Genomic DNA, 20,300 nt, shown 5'->3' with positions numbered 1-20,300 from the left:
TTGTTTATTAATTAGAAGTTATGTTTACTTGTGGAAGAGGTGGTTTAGGGTGTATGATCATGTTAAAAGTTACAGGGGGGCTTATACAACCATTCGCATTTTTAACACTTATTGTCCCAGCATAAGTAGTTACATTTGCTGTTGTGGGAACAATAATGCTTATATTAGAAGCTGGTAAGGGAGTATCAGATGATACATTCACAAAACCATCTGTTATTGCTGCGGAATCCCAATTGATGCTGTAGCTGGTTGGACTATATGTAGATGTGTAAGTTAATGTTGCGTTTGTTATTCCTTTACAAGCAGTTGGATTTGTGATTACAATAATGACTGGTGATTGGTTGATCATTAAACTTATTGGATATGAATTAGTACAATTGCTTGTTGTATTCCGGATACTAAAAGTTCCTGTATATGTACCAACAGGTGCATTTGAAGGGATACTCAATTGAATTGGACTCGTAGGAAGATCAGCTCCGCTAACATTGGTTAAACTTGTTGTATTCCAAATGATGTCATATTTAAGACTACCGGAAGAAACAGCAGTATAAGGTAAGGTGGCTGCTGTAGTCCCTTTACATATGGCTGGAATATTTCCTAAAGATATTGTTGGGAGTGGAGATACATCAACAGTGAAAGAAGTTGAATTGCTACAATGTGTAGTTGTATTGGTAATAGTATATGTGATGCTAGCTGTTCCAACAGAAACACCTTTTACAAATCCAGTACCATCAACAGTGGCTACTGAAGAGTTATTAGTACTCCAAACACCTGGATCTTCACTCGTATTGGTAAATGTATAACCAACACCCACGCAAATATTTGCGTTACCAATAATTGCAGAAACAGTTGGGAGAGGATTTACGGTAACGATTATTGGAACTCTTTCTGATTCAGCATTACAATTTGTTCTTGCGGTTGCCACATAGTAGGTTTTGGTTGCTGTAAGTGATGGAGTAGGCGTATAAGTATTGGTGTTGGCTAATAATGTTGTTGAAGTTAAAGAATCATACCACCGCAATTCATTTCCTGAATCTGGCGCATCAGGTTTAAGCGTTACGGATGTTCCTGAACAAATTATTACAGCAGGGGTTGAACCGGGGGCTGTAAAAGTTGGTTTTGGAGGGGTTATCTGTACCTCATATAGGTTTAGACTTGTTGCTAGGTTTAAGAGGGAACTTGCTGAGAGCTCTACACGGTCAAATGCTGATGGAGGGGCAATGGAAATTGTGGTTTTTCCACCTGAATTCAATAATGTTAATAGATCGGTTCCAAGCAATAATCCACTGAATGAAGTATTACTGACCAGCGTTGCTCCGTTGTAGGTGTTGATATTTATGTAGCCCAGTACACCAGCAGATATGACAGCCGGAGGAATGGAAAGGGTTAATGTGGCTACGCTGCCCGTAGGTGAGGGTTGGGAAAAATAAACAGTCTGGTACAATGTTGTTCCCACACCTAAACCATTTGAAAACAAGGAGAAGGTATTCAGGTTTCCATCAATGGCATTTGTTTCGTTGCTAATTGCAGAGCCCAGATCAAGTATTGTAGTTTTTCTGATAGCTGTATAAACGGGTGGATTGCAATTTGGATCAAGGATATAAGCGTAGTAAATATTTGTTGAATTTGTGGAGATCCCACCTAGTAGAGCACCAGCAGAAGTGGTGGATGTAATTCTTATGCTGTTACAATCTGCTGGAGTAATAAATACATATTCATTTGTACCTTTTAGCGGTAGGGATGAAAATGACTGTGCACTGCCAAGGGCAGTAATACCATTATAAGCCTGTACCTGAACTCCGCTTAAAGTTCCAGCTGTTAGTTTAATTATTATGGACGTGCCGGTTTTTGGTAAAATGGCCCCTGAGAAATTTAAATTGATGTATGCAGAGGATGTTCCCCCGGTGCTTCCCAACAGTCCTCCTCCCTGACCACTTATGGGAGCTAGTGTAGCAAAATTGGTCAGGTCGGCATCGTTAATATTGCTGTGGCCAGTTATGGTGAAAGAGCCGATAACTCCATTACTCCCCCCGAAGCCACCGTTTCCCCCTGCCCCTGCACTTCCACCTGTATTGGTTGGTGGGGGACCTACATAAGTTGCATAAATGTTCGAAGTCTGCCCCTTCACCTCGCCCCCAAAAACCATCAACATCACTGTTAACAGTAATCCCAAAAGTTGAACATATGAGCGACAAGCTTTCAAGGTTATGAGCGGTAAATTAGTTTAATCTATACTATCAGTGAATAATTTTTAGGACAAAAAATTACCTTGATGTATGGTATAGCAAACTTATTACAGTTCTTTCAATGATTTTTGTTCATTATATTCAGTTTTAGTTTCGTTTAGGTTACTATTTAACGGAGGGAAATGGAAGTCAGTGAGAGGTTTTTGTTCTTAAATTATTGTAATACAGTTTGTTTTGAATAAGTTCTGATTTTGTTCATTTTATTCAATATTCAAGCATAAACAAATTGTTATGCACTTGCATATTCTGTTGAGGAGTTTTCTTCCTAAAGTATACTAGGGGGAGTGAATTTTCGTTCAAAAACCCAAATCCACATATCAACACAAATAGGGGGGCTTTATTACGATTCTTGAATAACAACAAAAACTGTCTTTTTCTTAATCGACAGTTAATGTGAGGAGTGGATTGTGTGTTTTACTAGACGTAGTGGCAATCTGTCCAGCAATACTCCTCAAGGGCTCTCCAAAACTTTAGTATCTCTTCGTCAAAAAAATCCACAAATTTACTTGCTGATAAAGGGTTTATGCGATATGGATGCCTTGTTGCTATGTAACTACAGCAACTTTTAATGCTTTTTGCGCCCATATATAGCGAAATAGAGAGCGTTACCCCACCGTTTCTCGCCTACATACAAACTATCGCCCTGCAACTTTCCATTGGCCGAGGCAAAGCTGATATAGTAATGGACCGTATCGCCCAGATGATCTGCAGGTATTTCCATTGCAAAGTTTTGCGCATACCTATTCACTTTGCCCTGCGAAATAACTGCCCTTTCCTTTTCTGGATTGTACACCAGAAAACTCGCCAGATCGGTAAATTGGCAATATGTTGACTGTTTTTGTGGCAGCCAGGTAAAAGTAATCTTCCCTTCGGCTGATGAGATCTGTATACCATCGGGAGTAACTACATGCCCTCTGCTATATACCAACTTAGGTTAGTTGAGCAAAAAATGCTCGCCTTGCTTAATAAAAGGATGGTCTGAGTTGTATTTATAAGCCGCATTTACAGGTGTGTTGTTTTTTACAAAAGCCTTAAAACCAGTGTTTATCAGCTTGTCGATCTTTGACAACGTGAGGGTAATGAGTTCAGACCACTGTGTATGATTATTATGTATGGAACTTTGGGGATGTAGTAAACCATGAGATAATCATTTTAAAACTATGTCGCCTACTAGGACTCTGATCTATTTACGTCAAGTTTTGGACGAAATACTTTATTTGCCAGCTTTGAGTTTTTTGAGCCTGTTTATTTGTTGGTTTGTCCCAGGGCGGATAAACTCTGATTCCTCGTTTCCCGTTTTTATTCTTGCTTGTGATAATTCCCTGCCCAATAAGAATGGATTTTGGAAAAACAAATAGTCCAAAATTATGCTCAGTTTTTGAGCTGATTACCATAAAATCTATCTCGTCTGTTTCTTCAAAAGGCTGGGTTAAACCTTGTTCATTTCTTCTCCAAATAGCAACAAATTGACCTACTTTTTTAGGGGTAACTTTAGAGACTCTAAATTCAATAGTTTTTCCTGGTAGTTTAAAATTGCGTGCCCCGTAGTCTGCACTTTCTCTTGAACTGATTGTCCTAAGTTCAGCACCATATTTGGCATACAGTTCTTTTCCTGTTTCATAAAACTCTTCATGAAAAATTTTTGACGTAGTGTGCTCCTCCAAAATAAATTTATTATTCTACAAATCTAAACTTCTATCATGAATAATTGTTGTAGGAGACAAGATGTTATGGATGATGTCTAAATGGTTTGTTATGAAGGTATTAGATTTGTGTTTATAGCAGCTTAATCTTAGATTTAATAAACGTGTAGGTACGTTCTGTTTTTTTATGTACCATTGGAGATTAAAGGAGCGGGTGTTTGTTTTTATTTTAGAATACTAACTTAAAACTATAAACATGAATTTAATTGAAATGATAAAGAATGAAATAGGCAGTGATGCGATTTCTTCTTTAAGTCAGAAAGCTGGCGTAACCGAAGATCAGGTTCAAACAGGGTTTTCAGCAGGTATCCCAGCTATTCTAGCGGGCATCCTGAAAAATGGAGCCAGCGGTGATACAGGCTTTCTAGGCAATATCTTATCCGGTGTTACCGGTTCCGGCAGTAACCCTGCAGATTTATTAAATGATGATCAGGATTCTTTATTGGAGAAAGGCAAATCTTTGCTTGGTGGCTTATTTGGTGGCGATACAGGAGCAGTAACTGATGCGGTTTCCTCTTCAAGTGGTTTAAGTGGTGCAAAAGCTACAGGTTTGCTGGCCATGATTGTTCCATTAATTACAGGTTATATTTCTAAGTTAATGGCCAGTAAAGGATGGAATATCTCCGATTTATTAGGTAAGATCTTTGAAAGCAAATCGGCTATCGCTGCTGCACTACCAAGTGGTTTAAGTGATTCTTTAGGTTTGGCTAGTATTAATATCCCAAAAGTTGATATTCCAAAGGTTGAGATTCCTGCTGATGTAAAAATACCCAAAACAAACTATGTTACTCCTATGGAACAGCCTAAAGCGGGTGGTAGCTTTTTAAAATGGTTAATACCGTTGCTTGTTATTTTGCTAGGTGCCTGGTGGATTATGGGTAAATCTGGATGCAACAAAACAGAAATGACCACTGTTACAGATTCTTTATCGGCCAATATTGATTCGGCAGGTGCCACAATGGATTCTGCTGCCGGAGCGGTGAAAGCGGGCGCGGATGCCGCGGTATCTACTGTTGCAGGTAAATTGAACGAGGCAGGAGATTTTGTTAAGGATCTGGGTGCTAAAATTAGCAAGAAATTGCCAGATGGTACTGAACTTAGCATTGCTGAGAATTCTGTAGAGAATAGCCTTATTTCATTTATTGAGGATAAGAATAAACCTGTTGATAAAACAACCTGGTTTACATTTGATAGGTTGTATTTTGAGACTGGAAAGAGTACGCTAAAAGCAGAATCTCAGGAGCAATTGAAAAATATAGCTGCCATTTTAAAAGCTTATCCAAATGTGCAGCTAAAAATGGGTGGTTATACTGATAATATAGGCGATGCCGCTGTAAATCAGAAGATATCTAATGAAAGAGCGAATACTGCAATGCAGGCGTTGATTAAACTAGGTGTAGATGCCAAGCGTTTATCTGCCGAAGGTTATGGTCAGGATCATCCGATAGCGAGCAATGATACTCCAGAAGGCAGGGCTCAAAATCGTCGAATTGATGTGCGTGTAACGCAAAAATAATTCGTCATCTCCTTTGATTAACCAAAGGAGATGTCGAAAAGCGGAGTGAGAAGGCTTTAATAAAAAGACCCGATTGAATTTTCAAGGGCACTGAAAAAGTGGCTCGAAAATAACCGAGAGAAATAAAATTATGAAATAATTGAATTTGACCCTCTCAGGGTCGGCTACAGAAAATTTTAACTAGAAAAACTTCTTACAACTTAATGAAAATGGGGCAATTCATGATTTATGAACTGCCCCATTTTTGTAAAGGACTTTTTCAGTGCCCTCGAATTTTCAATCGGGTCTTTTTATACTTTCAATTCTTCTTATAAAGAGTCTATTATTATAAAGATTCTATTGTAGCTTTAATCGTTTTCTCTAAAGCACGCTGTATTGATTCTTTGTATGCAATGAAATTAGCCTGGCGAGTTTCGTCTGAATCGCTCTCTCTAAGAGACCTTTTGCCAGCTTTTACTTCCTGTAATTCATTGGTGTATAGATCACTAAATGTTTCCGGCTCTTTATTTTTTAGAATCCTTACAGTATGCGAGTACTGCTCATGAATATCGATTAGAATTCCTAAATTCTTCTCGTCATAAATGCTTATGCCGACTATTTTTGTTGATAGCTTTTCAAGCTTTCCTCTTTCTTTCGCGTAACCCATAATTGTTGCAATATACCAGTTCTGGTTCAGAATTATACTATAGGTGTTATTGTGAAAGATAATGTCGGCAATTTGACAATTGAATATCAAGAGTTTAGAATTCTCTTTTTATCTTTGAACCCTAATACTTTACCAATGAGAACCGCTAAATTACTAACCCTCAATATACTGTTGCTTTTTAGTTTATTAATCACAGCAATAGTAAATCCTGTACCTGCATATGCTCAGGTAGTTGATAAAAGTGATCCTTCACCTTTAAAATTTCCAACTCCAAAGGGAATTGCCAATCTGCTTTTTTATTTACAGAGAGATCCTAACACCAACACAATCATCTGTGAGTTAAATGCAGATAAAAATGGAGAGGTAGACAGAAAAGAACCTATTCTAGTGTACTGGATTCGTTATGGGGATGAGGGCGAGAAAAAGGATTTAAGCTACATCCAAAAGAAATTTGCATATGGTATTCAGGCCAAAGAGATAGGTAAAGACCACTATGAACTAAGGTTTGTTTCGCATAAAAAACTGCCGATGTATTTGCTTAAATCTGAGAACGACAAGAAGTTCCACGTTTATGTAACGGTTAATAACAAAAAGATTCAGCTCGACAGGATTTTTGTGAGGATTGAAGGTGGTTCTTTTTGGTTGCCAAATGTTAAATATGTGGAATTAAAAGGCATAAATACAGAAAATAATGCTGCGGTTTTAGAAAGAATTAAAGTTTAGCTGCTCTTTAAACTGTACTTTCCTACTTCCGATCCATCGTCTTTAAGCATTACTAAATCCAGTGTTTTACTGTCGGCTTTTACTTTAATAAGCGTACGCTTTCCTTCCTGTGGCCCGCCGCCTATGATAACAGGGTAGGGGTGTTCTGCAGATGGTGGCCAAACGCCGTAGGTATGTGTATGTCCGGAAATTACAATGTCTGCCTTATACTTTTTAAACAGCGGCGCAAAGAGTTCTCTGCAATGCATTGGTCCATGCCAATCGCCGGAATGATATAGCGGAATATGCATCATAACCACACGGAATTTTGCCTTCTTGTAAGCGCTTGATTTCATGATTTCTTCCAGCCATTTCGCCTGTTCTTTGCGGTAGCCATCAAAGTCTACTATTCCGGCATAAACGGGGTGATCATCAGGCTTGTCTTCGCCAGTATCTAATACGATATTGAAAACCGGGCCCCATTGGTAAGCGAAATATCCTTTGTCGTTTTTAGTAGAAAAATAATCTTTCAGTTCACGAGAAAACTTGCCTCTGGTTTCGTGATTGCCGCGGACGAACATAAAAGGTTTTGTGCTTGCAAATACATCTGTAGATGGATTAAGCATGTGGTCTATGATCTGCTGTTCGTCTTTCTGAAAATCAAAAATATCGCCGTTGAAAAATACGTAATCGTAATCCTCGTTGTTTAATTTTAGCAGATGCGGGATTGATGCCGGGCGATCATGAATATCGTTTAGTATAAGCCATGAAACTGCCTCAGGATTTGCTTTTGGTGTGCTAAAGGAATAGGTTTCACTAGAGATGGTTTCTCCATATTTTAAGGAATAGGGCTGAAAGTCTGTGATTTCTTTAGATAATACACGGTAGCTGTATTTTGTGCCTGGTTTAAGGTCTTTTAATTTAACAAAGTTTATTCTGTTGTGGGCGTCAACCAGACCGTCGGTTACATTGTGGGCTTTTAGGTTTAGATTGTTCCCTTCGCCATATTCAATCCAGCTGTAGCAAAGTTTATTGGTAACCCACCTTATGGTCATGCCGTCTGCCGAAGGTAATTGCAGATAGGGTTTTGTTAAAAAGACATGCCCGTCTTCTGGGATGGCGGTAAAGGATTTAAGTACTTCGGCAGAACTGCTGCCTGGTAAAAAGGCAGCTAATGATCCTAGTATTCCTGCTTTTGATACACTGCCCAGAAACTGACGACGGGGTAATGCATTGATTTCTTTTTCCATAACAAATAGGGAGTATTTGATGGCAAGATACTAAATTGGAGTATTTCTGTTTTGTAACATACTTGTATTTTTTACAAAAAAAAGGTGTATCATAAATCATGATACACCTTTTTTTTGCTTAGAATCTTATTAACTATCTAACAGGCTTGCTGCAGCATCATCAAGAAACCAGGTTACACTACCATCAACAGGATTGACTAATTGTGAAGGATACAATTTTGTATTCTTTTTTGGCGCTTCGATAACGTGTTTTACAGCTTGTGCTTTGGTCTCACCAAAAACAAGGAAAGCAATGTTTTTAGCTTTGTTAATTAGCGGTGCAGTAAAACTGATTCTGTAGGTAGAAAGTTTTTCTACGAATACTGAATCTACCTCTACTTCCTTGTTATCAAGAATAGATGTTCCAGGGAATAACGAAGCAGTATGTGCATCATCGCCCATTCCTAGCAGGATCAGGTCAAAAATAATGTCAGCACCATTAAAATGTGCAGATATAGCTTTGTTATACTCAATTGCGGCCTTTTCGGGAGCAAGGGTGGTATCTACATAAAATATATGATCAGCGGCAATATTTAAAGGATCTAGTATTGCTCTTTTAGCCATTAAACCGTTATAACTTTCGTGATTTGGCAATACATTGCGCTCATCGCCAAAGAAGAAATATACTTTAGACCAGTCAATTTTATCGCGGTATGTGGTAGCTAGTAATTCATATAAGGCTTTAGGTGAGTTACCACCTGTAAGTACAAAATTAAAGCAATCGTTTTCTGCAATTGACTGATTGGCAATAGTTACTATATAGTCTATCAGATCCTCAAATAATTCGCTTTGAGTTTTATAAATTAATAAATTCATTATTCTTTATTTAGTGGTAATGCAAACCAGTGGAAACCGTCTCTGGCAATCAGCGCTTCGGCGTCTTCTGGTCCCCATGAATCTGCAGTGTAATTAGGGAAGCTTAAAGATTTTTTGCTTTCCCATGCGTTAACAACCGGCATTAACAACTCCCATGCAGCTTCTACCTGATCGGCACGCATAAACTGGGTCTGATCGCCTGTCATAACATCTAATAAAAGGGTTTCATAAGCCTCGGGTGTTTCTGAGCTATAGGTTCCTTTGTAGTCAAATACCATGTCAACTGGATTCAATACCATGTCTAATCCTGGTCTTTTACCTTGTACCTGTAAACGGATACTCATCTCAGGCTGAATACTGATGATCAACCTGTTTTGTTGCCAGTGCTCGGTTACTCCGGAAGGGAAAATATGATGAGGTACATCTTTAAACTGAATGGTAATTAATGAAGAGGTCTGGAATAGACGTTTTCCGGTACGTACGTAAAAAGGAATGCCCTGCCATCTCCAGTTGTCTACAAAAAACTTAATTGCAGCAAAAGTTTCAGTATTTGAATTGGCATCTACGCCAGTTTCGTGTCTGTATCCTGGTACTTCTTTACCTTCTACCCAACCTTTGGTATATTGACCTCTAACTGTGCTGAAACGAATGTCTTCGGGACTAAACGGACGCATTGCTTTTAATACATCCACCTTTTTGTTTCTGATCTCATCTGCATCAAAGTTTACCGGTGTTTCCATACCAATTAAACAAAGTAATTGAAGCAAGTGGTTCTGAATCATGTCTCTTAACGCACCAGCACCTTCGTAATAACCGCCTCTATCGCCAACACCAAGTTGCTCTGTTACTGAGATTTGAATATGATCTATATAAGTGCGGTTCCAAAGCGGCTCCAAGAATGAGTTTGCAAAACGGAAAGCCATTATGTTCTGTACGGTTTCTTTACCCAAATAGTGATCTATACGATAGATCTGTTTCTCGGTAAATATGCCGGTAAGAATACAATTTAGTTCTTTAGCTGTTTCAAGATCTCTTCCAAAAGGTTTTTCGATTACAATACGGCAGTTGTCTTCAGTTCCTGCTAATCCATAATCTGACAGGCACTTAGCGATAAGAGGGAACAGGTTTGGTGCTACAGCAAGGTAATAGATAACCTGTGTTTTAGGACCAAATTCTTTCTGAAGTTTCTCTATGCTCTTTTTAAGTAAACCAAAGCTTTCAGGAGTCTCTACATCAACAGAATTATAAATAACATTTTCTGCAAATTTGTTCCACTTTTCCTGCTTTACTTTTCCTGATCTTGAGAATTTGTTTACCCCGTCCATTAGGTTCTCTCTGAATTTGTCATCAGTAAGCGGCCTGCGGGCAGTTCCAATGATGGCATACTTTTCAGGCATGTAACCGTCTGTGTATAAGTTGTAAAGAGCGGGCGCAAGTTTGCGCAAATTTAAGTCACCGGTACCGCCAAAAATTACTACTATGGTTGGGTTAACGTTGAGGCTAGTTTTCATTAGAATGTTATTATATGCAGTGTGGGTTGTGATTTAGTTAATTGTTCTCGTTCCAATCGGCATGGAAAATACCTTCTTCATCAATGCGCTCAAAAGTGTGTGCGCCAAAGAAATCTCTCTGTGCCTGGGTTAGATTTAATGGTGATTTATCAGTTCTAAGGGAATCGTAATAGGTAAGTGCAGAAGCGAAGCAAGGAATTGCAATGCCATTTTTTAATGCTGTGATCACAACATTTCTTGTGCCCGGAATAATTTCTTTTAACTGATTTTGGATGCTCTCATCTGAATATAGATGTGGTAACTCCGGTTGTTTTTTGTAGGCCTGATAAATATCTTCAAGTAGCACCGCACGGATAATACATCCGCCACGCCAGATTTGAGAAATTTCTTTCAGGTTAAGCTCATATTTGAATTCTGCTGAGGCCTGTTCCAATAAATGAAGTCCCTGAGCATAAGAGGTTATCATAGCAAAATAAAGCGCTTGCTCTAACTGTACTTCAAACGCTGCTGCATCTTCAACTTTAATTTGCTGATGCGGTAATGCTTGTGACAGTGCAACACGGAGTTCTTTGAATTTTGACAGATCGCGTGCGCTTACCGATTCATTTATAGTTGGAATAGGTAATTGCAAGTCCATAGAAACTTGCGAAGTCCATTTTCCTGTGCCTTTAGATTTCGCCTGATCTTTGATGACATCAATCAGGTAGCCTCCGGTTTTTTTATCTTTAACTTTAAAAATATCGCGGGTTACTTCCAGTAGGAAAGATTTTAACCTGCCATTGTTCCATTTTTCAAATGTGTTGTATATCTGCTCATTGTTATAGCCAAGTACGTTCTTTAAAAGGTCGTAAGTTTCGGCAAGAATTTGCATCATTGAATATTCAATACCATTGTGAACCATTTTCACAAAGTGACCAGAAGCACCGGGGCCGATGTATGCAACGCAAGGATCGCCGTTAACTTTTGCAGAAACGGCCTCTAGAATAGGTTTTACTGCGTTGTAAGCAGCTTTATCTCCGCCCGGCATCATACTTGGTCCGAAACGGGCACCTTCTTCGCCACCAGATATACCCATTCCAAAGAAGTGGATGCCCTGGTCTGAAAGCTCAATCGCTCTTCTGCTTGTGTCAGTAAAGTGAGAGTTTCCACTGTCGATGATCATATCGCCTTTATCAAGTAAAGGAACAAGTTCCTGAATTACGCTGTCAACAATTTTACCAGCAGGTACTAAAAGCATAATCCTTCTTGGAAGTTCAAGGCTTTGTATAAAATCCTCTAATGATTCAAATCCTTTTAAGTTATGGGCTTTACCATCTTCTTCAAGCTTTTTAAGCATGCGGGCATCCTTATCATAACCTGTAACCTGAAAGCCATTATCGGCCATATTAAGCAATAAATTTCGGCCCATGGTTCCAAGACCGATCATTCCTAAAGTGTATTTATTCTTCATTATTTTATTTGTCGTTAGGACGAGTTGTGTATACGTGATATTTTTCGGCAACTTCCCAAAGTTTAGCACCGCCTTTGATGCCATCTTTATTAGTTACCAGATGAATGTTATGATCAAGCTCAAAGGTAATGTGCTTTGAATTTCCACCACCTATATATAATGTGTCGTAATTGAATACTGTTTTATAGATCTGTATGATACGTTCTAAACGTTCGTTCCAGTCTTTTTTTCCAATTTTTTCAAAAGCTTTGGTTCCTATGTAATCATCATAGTCCTTTGTTTTTGTTACCGGTAAATGAGCAAGCTCAAAATGGGGGAGTAGTTCGCCGTCAAATACCAGCGCAGTACCAAAACCGGTACCTACTGTAAATACGATTTCGAAGCCTATGCCACTTACAATTCCAAGTGCTTGTTGGTCGGCATCATTAATAAGCCTTACAGGTCTGTTAAATAAATTACTTACCTGTTGGGCAAGATTAACATTGGTCCATTTGTTTTTGGCCAGGTTTGGAGCTGTTTCTACTTTACCGCATTTAACATATCCGGGAAAGCCGATTGATATCCTGTCGAAGGTGTCTTCGAGCGATGATACCAATTCTTTAATGGTTTTAATAACTTCTTCCGGTGTTGAGTTTTTTGGGGTAGGAAGTTTTTTAAATTCAGAGAGCAGATCTCCTTTTGAACTTAATATACAGGCTTTAATGCTGGTGCCACCTATATCTATCGATAAAATGTTGTTTCCGCTTTCTTTTTTTTGCTTAACTGGCATATCTGTTTTGTGTAAGGGGCCTGTTTTTAATATAATTCAAAATAACAAATTTTCATTCATTAAAAAGGACATGTTTATGTATTTATATTTTAATAATTACTACAACGTGATAATTGCAGCATACATGTAATATATATGTATAAAGTTTGCGGTTTCATATGCCTGAGGATGATGGCTATATGCTGTTACGTAAACGATTGTTACGATAACGTTATAGTATGGGCGTATGGGCTAAATAGGGCTTATTTGGCAATCGAATGCACTTATGTGATTTTGTGTAAAAAAAATGATGTAAAAGATTTGGAATTTAAATTTTCTTTCGTATTATTGTTATAGATAATCGATTTAGCACCATAAGTCATTGTCGGGAAACCAAATACTAACCTAATAAGCCAAACTATGAATCAAACTTTTACTAAAAAGCTATGTAGTGAATCCTCACGACATAATCACAAATTTTTTCCTGGGCATAACATGCCAATTTTAAATGCTGAAGCTAGGCTGTGCAATCTGTTGGTTGCGGAGATACCTAGCTAAATCGTTTTAAAAATATTTTAAATTTTTTTACTTGTTGCTGTTCAATCTGCTCGATTGGCAGGCGATCTGGCATAGGTGTATCTAAAATTTAATCTATTAGTTTCTATAAAATCAAATTAAAAAAGGTTTTCAATCAGTTAATACTTAATTATCTGTTATGCGCTTTATTGCAAATATAACTTTCCTGGGTTTGTTGTGTTCATCAACATGTTCTTTTGGCAATGCCGCTAGGTCTGCCTGTGTGTCGGATATTTCTTCTTTTAAGATGAGCTTCCAACAACAGACTGATTCTGCTGAAGAGGATTCTGCCAAACTTAAAGTAGACACTACACGCTTCCAGCCTAAGTCCAAGAGGACCGTTTTTTCGGCTTTAGAATCTAAAGGAAATGATGTCGATCCTAAAAAGCTCGCTATTTTTCCTGCGATTACATTACAGCAGTATTTAAAAGGTGAGGCTGCTGGCCTTTATGTTCAGGAATCATCTGGTGAGCCAGGTACCGTTCAGAACATGTTTATCCGCGGAACATCACAACCGCTTGTATCGCCACGTGAACAATTTGCTACACAACCGCTAGTTGTTCTTGATGGGATACCGTTAGTTGGTGAGCATCCTTTTGCTTACGATATCCAACAATTTAAATTTGACAGAATAGGTCCGGCAACAAATACACTTGCCAATATCAACATGGATAATATAGAATCTGTGCAGATATTGAAGGATCTTGGTGCTACATCTGTTTACGGACCAAAAGGAGTTAACGGAGTAATTTTGCTTACGAGCAAAAAGAACTCGACAATTAGAAAAATTAACTTCGAGTCATATATAGGTTTAGCACAGCCTAGTGCGGTAACTACTATAAATGGTAAGTTCGAGAACGACTTTAGAAGACAATTTTACAATAAGTATACTGCCAATGGTAGTTACTCTGATAACGACTCTTATCCTCTTTATTTAAGTGACTCGTTAAACAATGACTTTTATGGGCCATCTAACTGGACTGATAGGTATTATGGTAATGCACTTGCTTATTCTGTAAATGCGGGAATTTCGGGTGGTAGTGATAGAGCTAACTTCCGTTTTGGGGTGGGTACAACTACCAGCGGTGGCGTTGCAGACAATACTGGTGCAGATCGCTATAATACTCGCTTTCAGATTAACATGAGGCCAACCGAATGGATGGCGTTTACGGCGATTATTAACGCGAACCGTGTTGACCGTCAACGAAATAAGAATGTTAGAGATAGGTTATCACAAGTGAACTACATACCTGATTTAAGTTCACCAATTGCCCCTAATAAGTTAAAATATGGTGAATATCTGGATCAATTTGACAAAGGATTTGATGACAACAGGTCTAATATTGTTGAAGGATTGGTTAGTCTGGGTATAGATCTGGGCAGATTTAAATTCAATTCTACTTTTGGATTGGATCATAATGAGGGCTACAGAGATATATTCTATCCAAGAACGTTGCTGCAAACAACAAACTATGCCTCAAATTATTATGGGTACAGTAGAAGAGTGTTTTTTGATAATACGGCAACGTATGATCTGAAGATTAATGATGTACATACATTTAACTTCGTTGTAGGTTCTTCATTTCAGTATGATACTTATAAATACAATTATGCATATGCTTATAAAGGAGCTAACGATTTCGTAAAACTTAATTTGTTGCAATCTGATCCGAATAGAGGTGATTATTTAGAGCCATTTGTATTCAGGAGAGAACTTGTTTGGAAATTTTTAGATAAAACCAGAAACAATCAGGTTTCATTTACTGGAAAAGCAAGCTACAATTATAAAGAAATTTATACTTTTTCTGCTATGTTGCGTGCTGATGCATCTTCGAATCAGCAACCTACTAATAGATGGTTCTATTCACCGATCTTTTCTGGAAGCTGGAATATGAAGAAAGATTTTCTTGGAACGAACGATTTTGTTTCAGATTTGAATTTACGTGCCAGCGTAGGTCGTATGGGTAGGGCCGAGCTATTTGATAATTATGCTCAGGGCCCTCAGTATACCGCCTTTATTGGTTTTACCGGTAATTTAATTGCACCTGGATATAACGGTTTCGGAACGCTAACCAGACCATATAATGCCGGTGCTATTCCTTATGGCCTGGAATGGGCTTATCAGGATCAGTTAAATGTTGGAGTTGACGTTGCTTTCTTAAAAAACAGGATCAGAGCTTCAGTTGATGTATATACTAAAGAAGATAAAAATCAATTGCTAGGTGTACCTGGCGCTGCTGAATACGGATACACTACCGTTATTAGAAACGGTATGTCTATTGCAAATACTGGTATTGATGCTGCAATTAGTGCTGATATCTTACCGTCAACAAATAAGGTTTCATGGACTTCTTCACTTAACTTAAATTTCAATAAAAATAAATTGAAAGCTTTGCCGGGTGGTTTATCTGAATTGATTGTTGGTGACAGACTTTTAAAAGTCGGCGAATCTGTAGACAGCTATTGGTTATTAAAGAATGAAGGTATTTTTAATACCGATGCGGAAGTTCCGGTGGGAGCAAATGGTCAAAAAATGAGCTATAATGCAATTACATTAAAGGCAGGAGATCCGATTTGGAAAGACCTTAACGGAGATAATACTATCAATAATAGCGACAGAACCTTGACCGGACATGCCCTTCCGCTTGTTTCCGGAGGCTTTAATAACGATTTCGGATATAAAAACTGGACCCTCAGTGTAAATATGTATTTCAATTTAGGACGAGATCTAATAAATCAGGAAATGGCAAACCGTTTTGATTTTGTTAATCGCGAAGGGTTAAATAACATCAACTCTGTTAGAGAGGTTACCTACTGGGAAAAAAGGGGAGATTATTCAAAATACCCTTTGTATAACCCATGGAGTTCGTCGGCTCCTTATCAGGCCAATCAGGATTTATTCCTTGAAGATGCTTCATTCTTAAAATTGAGAACTGTGTCGTTAGGTTATGATTTAACGAAATTGATGAAAAAGAAAATGCCAAGACTTGAAAGATTTTATGTTTATGGTAGTGTGCATAATATTTTCACCCTTACTAAATATACAGGACAAGATCCAGAGCTCGTAAACTATACTGGTTACGATACAGGTTACGGAATGCAAATTCCTAGAACGTATATGCTAGGTGTAAAAATGGATTTTTAATTAATATCACACATAGACAAATAACATTAAGTACCATTTAAAATAGACGAAATGAAAAAAATAGTTTTGCTGAGTCTTATCTTTTTTGCTCTGGTAGCAGGTGGCTGTAAAAAAGCATTAGATATAAACTCAACCCGTGTGGTAAATGAACAGAACTCCTGGAACAATATGGAAGATTCCAGAGCTAAACTGCTTGGGGTATATGGGTTAACCAGGGCAGCATTAGCAGATAACAATGGCCATTGGATTTATGGTGATGTGCGTATGGGAAATTTTGATAGCCCTTTACGTCAGGATCTGAAAGCCATTATAAGAAATGACCTGAAGGCTGCTTATCCAGTGGTTCAAGAACTTTCTAATTGGAGAAGATTTTATGCAATTGTAAATGCTGCAAATATTTTCCTTGAGCGTATCCAAGAAGTTAAAGCGAAAGATGCCAGGTATACGGATAACAATATGACTGTAGATATAGCGCAAATAAGATTTTTGCGCGCATTTGCTTACTTCTACATGGTGAGAATATGGGGTGATGTACCTTTTATTACCTCATCTCGTGACGGACAATTTGAAAATGTTAAAAGATCAGATCGTAACGCGATTATGGAGTTTGTTCAGGCCGAAATGGTGGCAGCTGCTGAACAGTTACCATATAGATACAGTGTAAACGATATTCAGCAACCGGGGATGTACTATAATGAAGGAGAAGGAAGATGGAATGGAACCCTGGTTAGAAAATTAAGTGCCTATGCTGTTGCTGCTCAGGCGGCTGCATGGCAAGGGAAATATGCTGACGTAACTGTTTATACCAAAATTGTGCTTGATAATTTTGGTAAAGCGGCAATGGCTTATAATCCAACCGATTATCTTACAGGTCGCAGAGGACTTTTCTTTGATAAGAATAATAATCAGCTGTTGGGATTTGGTTTTATCTTTGGACATCAGGATGCCACATTCGTAGGTAATATTGAATCACTTACACTTGCAGAGCCAATTGTAAATAAAAATCTACCGGATATTTTTGTACCAAAGGATTCAATCTTATCCATATTTAAAGAAGCTAATGATGGCAGGTTTAATATCGATAGTAATGGTGTTACTCACTCTCAGCTTTATTTTACAAATTTCCTAGGTAAGTATCCAATTTTTAGTAAGATAAAATGTATGCAGGATGGATCATCAGACCCAACTTTCAGAATATTTTCAAGTGCTATACTCTTTACAAGGCTGGAAGATGTTACACTGTTGAGAGCTGAGGCTTTGGCTGTATTAGGGGAAAGACAAGGGGCGATTGATGCGCTTAATATAGTAAGAGCATTTAGGTATAACGTTGATAATGTGGGAGCTACCAATAGTAGTTATGTGCCGTACTCGCCCGAGCGCAGTGGGAATCTTATTGATGCGATTTTTAATGAGCGTAATAAGGAATTTATGGGTGAAGGTTACAGATGGTTCGATTTGGTTAGGTATCATAAAATTGTGCAAAGAGATCCGAAGTTTATTGCTTTAATTAATTCTGGTGGTATTTACTGGCCTATTGCTCAATCTCTTATTGATCAAAATCCTGAGTTGGTACAAAACTCTTATTGGAAATAACTAAACATTAATAGATATGAAAAAATCAAATTTATATAGTAGATATTTAATAGCATTCTTGTTTAGTGCCATAATATTTCAAGTGGCCTGTAAGAAAGAAAAAGGCTATTATTCTACTCAGGATATCAATCCAGGTACTTCCTTAAATATTTATGATTACCTGAAAAGTAAACCGGGAGTTTATGATTCATTGTTGCTGGTAATTGATAAACTTAAAATGAAAAGTATTCTTACCGATAGTAGCGTGTCTGTATTTGCGGTTTCTAACCCAAGTTTTCAGCTGGCAATTAGAAATTTAAATGATGCAAGAAGGGCTAACGGCAAAAGGGCTATCTTTTTAACCGAATTAGCGTCTGGGTTTGCACCTGCTTTGGCTGATCTGGAAAAAGCAAAAAATGATAGTGCTCATTTGGATACGATGGTATCCAGATATATTGTAAAGGGACTTTTTAAATCGACAGATTTTTCTTTGGGAGATGGCCGTGAGCTTTTTAGTGTACGTGGAAATTATCCAATGCATGGAAAACGCCAATACGCTGATGCTCAAGGTATGCAAAATGGCGGTCCCGAAGTGATTGAGTTTGCCAATACTAAAAGAAGTGTATTTACTCCGAACTGGGCATTTGCTTATACAAGTTCAGTTAACATTCAGGCGAAAAATGGAATTGTACATTTAATACAGCCAGATCATGTGTTTGGATACGATGAATTTGCAAGACGACTTACGTTTATTCCACCGCCAACAAACTTATTTAAAACGGTTACTGGTACAATGGAGGTTAAATTTAATAACCCTGACTACAAGGATGGAACGGTAAATCCGGGAGAGAAATTCATTAAGTTGTTTGATGATAATGTGTTAACTAAGTTCATCTGTCACTTTAATGTTCAGAATGTTAAACCAGTTTACTTCATTTGGCACCCTAGTTTACCTGTAGTATCCAATGTTTACACATTGACATCTGCAAATGACTCGAAAGAATATTCTCGTAATCCGAAGAGCTGGAGAGTTGAAGGATCTCAAAATGGAACAGACTGGACAGTATTAGATACCAGACAGGATATGGTATTTGAATCTAACTTCCAGAATAAGGTTTATGATTTTAATAATGAGATTGCCTGGCAACACTACCGTATTGTATTCTTGAGCAATACCGGTGATGATTTATTCCAGTTGTCTGAATGGACTATGAACTTTAGGACAATTTACAAATGATGAGGACAGATAAATTTAAATTAATAAATGTTATGTACAACATATTAAAATATAGAGTAGTTCTATTTTTGGCCATGATAATTGCTTTTTCGGGATGCAGGAAGATTTTTGATCTGCCTGAAGAAAAGGATTATTTAAGCACTAAAATGACTTATGCCATGACAGAATTTTCTCCGACTTTGGGTAGGCTAAATTTATATCAGGGCATTTTTAATCCCGATAATTCCTCAGCCCCTATGACCTTTGAAATTGTAAATGCAAGGTTTGGAGATGGAAGGTCGGCGGAAGATATGCTGGCCAAAAAACCGGTATTGGTGTGGACCCAGGAGTATACAGGAAATGAAAAGAGTGTAGCCGAAATTGACGCAAAAAGGAAAATTGAAGAACGCCCGATGCTTGAGGTAAGACCTTCTGGTGATATTATTCTTTGGCCTTCTGCTACAAGTGAAGTCTTTAAGCCCCGGGATTCTGTAACTTATCCTCAGGATATCAGATATTTCGATGTGAAGGTTAAGAATTCAGGGGGAACGAGAATTATTAAAAACCTTTCTGTAATTCCATATAGAGAGATACCATATTTCCCTGCAGAAGATATTAACAAATTTACCGGTAAGCCTAATACCACCACACCAAATGGAACTGCTTTACAACACAATTATCCCAATATTTCCGGGATGAAAGGTGAGGGAACCAATGATGATTTGTTTGCGAATGGAGGCGGGTTAAAAGGAGTTGTATATACATATATCAGAAAAGTACCCGGTGGAACTGGCAATTCATTAAGATTTAAGTTTTTGAATAAAGATTCAGTAGCGATAAATCCGGCCAAGTTTAATGAAACTAAATGGGATCAACTGGTGCATGGTTTTAATATGGAAAGAACAAGCGAATACGTAAAGTTTGATGTTGCATACCCAATCCCTGTTGCCAGAATTCCGACAAGGTTTACAGCGGGTGGCATAACAAACACATTGGGCGGATCTACAGCATATGTTGAGTTTGTTTATTCGCGAAGAGGATTTGGCGGTGCCAGAGAGCAAGGTGTGATTTCACAGCAGTTTGCCATTTATGAAAAAGGTGATTGGGAAATTGTATTTCACTTTAAAACTGTGAATCCAAAATTTGAAGACGAATAGAAATGTT

At 38.0% G+C, this 20,300-nt stretch carries 15 protein-coding genes; 6 read left to right on the top strand and 9 right to left on the bottom strand.

Translation table 11 applies throughout. From position 1 onward, the window contains the following. Positions 1-7 precede the first annotated feature (7 nt). From HQN86_RS25910 to HQN86_RS25900, 3 genes are all read right to left on the bottom strand, one after another. Entirely contained in the window at positions 8-2,173 is a 2,166-nt protein-coding gene (locus tag HQN86_RS25910; protein WP_172663734.1) for an Ig-like domain-containing protein, read from the bottom strand. Positions 2,174-2,811: 638 nt separating this feature from the next. Beyond that, positions 2,812-3,174, bottom strand: a complete 363-nt coding sequence (locus HQN86_RS25905) for a DUF6266 family protein (RefSeq protein ID WP_172663733.1) — start codon at positions 3,172-3,174, stop codon at positions 2,812-2,814. A gap of 259 nt (positions 3,175-3,433) precedes the next feature. After that, positions 3,434-3,910: a MepB family protein gene (locus HQN86_RS25900; RefSeq protein ID WP_216854517.1), complete on the bottom strand. Its 477-nt coding sequence runs from the start codon at positions 3,908-3,910 to the stop codon at positions 3,434-3,436. A 235-nt stretch (positions 3,911-4,145) separates the two neighbouring features. Between HQN86_RS25900 and HQN86_RS25895 the strand changes: the two genes are divergently transcribed. Next, the gene (locus tag HQN86_RS25895) at positions 4,146-5,465 is read left to right on the top strand and encodes an OmpA family protein (protein WP_172663732.1); all 1,320 of its coding nucleotides are present in this window, start codon (positions 4,146-4,148) and stop codon (positions 5,463-5,465) included. A gap of 325 nt (positions 5,466-5,790) precedes the next feature. Here HQN86_RS25895 and HQN86_RS25890 read toward each other — a convergent pair whose 3' ends face one another. Next, positions 5,791-6,201, bottom strand: coding sequence for a hypothetical protein (locus HQN86_RS25890; protein WP_246269740.1), 411 nt, complete (start codon positions 6,199-6,201; stop codon positions 5,791-5,793). A 45-nt stretch (positions 6,202-6,246) separates the two neighbouring features. Here HQN86_RS25890 and HQN86_RS25885 point away from each other — a divergent pair, with 45 nt between their 5' ends. Beyond that, positions 6,247-6,834, top strand: coding sequence for a DUF4833 domain-containing protein (locus HQN86_RS25885; RefSeq protein ID WP_172663731.1), 588 nt, complete (start codon positions 6,247-6,249; stop codon positions 6,832-6,834). Here the strand turns inward: HQN86_RS25885 and HQN86_RS25880 are convergent. The 5 genes from HQN86_RS25880 to HQN86_RS25860 form a co-directional block, all read right to left on the bottom strand. After that, complete coding sequence (locus tag HQN86_RS25880; RefSeq protein WP_172663730.1) at positions 6,831-8,063, bottom strand: purple acid phosphatase family protein; 1,233 nt, start codon at positions 8,061-8,063, stop codon at positions 6,831-6,833. The two genes, HQN86_RS25885 and HQN86_RS25880, sit on opposite strands and share 4 nt — an antisense overlap. A 129-nt stretch (positions 8,064-8,192) precedes the next feature. Beyond that, positions 8,193-8,918 carry a 6-phosphogluconolactonase gene (gene pgl / locus HQN86_RS25875; RefSeq protein WP_172663729.1) on the bottom strand — a complete coding sequence of 242 codons (726 nt, stop codon included), beginning with the start codon at positions 8,916-8,918 and terminating at the stop codon, positions 8,193-8,195. After that, on the bottom strand, positions 8,918-10,429 hold the full coding sequence (zwf, locus tag HQN86_RS25870) for a glucose-6-phosphate dehydrogenase (RefSeq protein ID WP_172663728.1): 1,512 nt from the start codon (positions 10,427-10,429) through the stop codon (positions 8,918-8,920). Before zwf ends, pgl begins: the two co-directional genes overlap by 1 nt. A gap of 37 nt (positions 10,430-10,466) precedes the next feature. Next, a complete protein-coding gene (gndA, locus tag HQN86_RS25865; RefSeq protein WP_048904608.1) occupies positions 10,467-11,879 on the bottom strand; it encodes an NADP-dependent phosphogluconate dehydrogenase in 1,413 nt (470 codons plus the stop codon). A gap of 4 nt (positions 11,880-11,883) precedes the next feature. Next, positions 11,884-12,648, bottom strand: a complete 765-nt coding sequence (locus HQN86_RS25860; protein WP_172663727.1) for an ROK family protein — start codon at positions 12,646-12,648, stop codon at positions 11,884-11,886. Between the two features lie 802 nt (positions 12,649-13,450). Between HQN86_RS25860 and HQN86_RS25855 the strand changes: the two genes are divergently transcribed. Genes HQN86_RS25855 through HQN86_RS25840 form a run of 4 tightly spaced genes read left to right on the top strand, consistent with a single transcriptional unit; the run spans position 13,451 to position 20,293 of the window. Further along, on the top strand, positions 13,451-16,348 hold the full coding sequence (locus HQN86_RS25855) for a SusC/RagA family TonB-linked outer membrane protein (protein WP_172663726.1): 2,898 nt from the start codon (positions 13,451-13,453) through the stop codon (positions 16,346-16,348). A gap of 51 nt (positions 16,349-16,399) precedes the next feature. Next, complete coding sequence (locus HQN86_RS25850; protein WP_172663725.1) at positions 16,400-17,941, top strand: RagB/SusD family nutrient uptake outer membrane protein; 1,542 nt, start codon at positions 16,400-16,402, stop codon at positions 17,939-17,941. 16 nt (positions 17,942-17,957) lie between these two features. Continuing rightward, entirely contained in the window at positions 17,958-19,157 is a 1,200-nt protein-coding gene (locus tag HQN86_RS25845) for a discoidin/SUN/FTP domain-containing protein (RefSeq protein WP_172663724.1), read from the top strand. Between the two features lie 32 nt (positions 19,158-19,189). Continuing rightward, positions 19,190-20,293 (top strand): DUF5007 domain-containing protein, encoded by a 1,104-nt coding sequence (locus HQN86_RS25840; protein WP_172663723.1) that lies wholly within the window; start codon positions 19,190-19,192, stop codon positions 20,291-20,293. Positions 20,294-20,300 lie beyond the last annotated feature (7 nt).

Source organism: Pedobacter panaciterrae (assembly GCF_013204795.1).
In the GTDB taxonomy this organism is placed as follows: domain Bacteria; phylum Bacteroidota; class Bacteroidia; order Sphingobacteriales; family Sphingobacteriaceae; genus Pedobacter; species Pedobacter panaciterrae.
The sequence above is the reverse complement of the archived record's forward strand: the minus strand, read 5'-3'. Positions and strand labels throughout refer to the sequence as shown.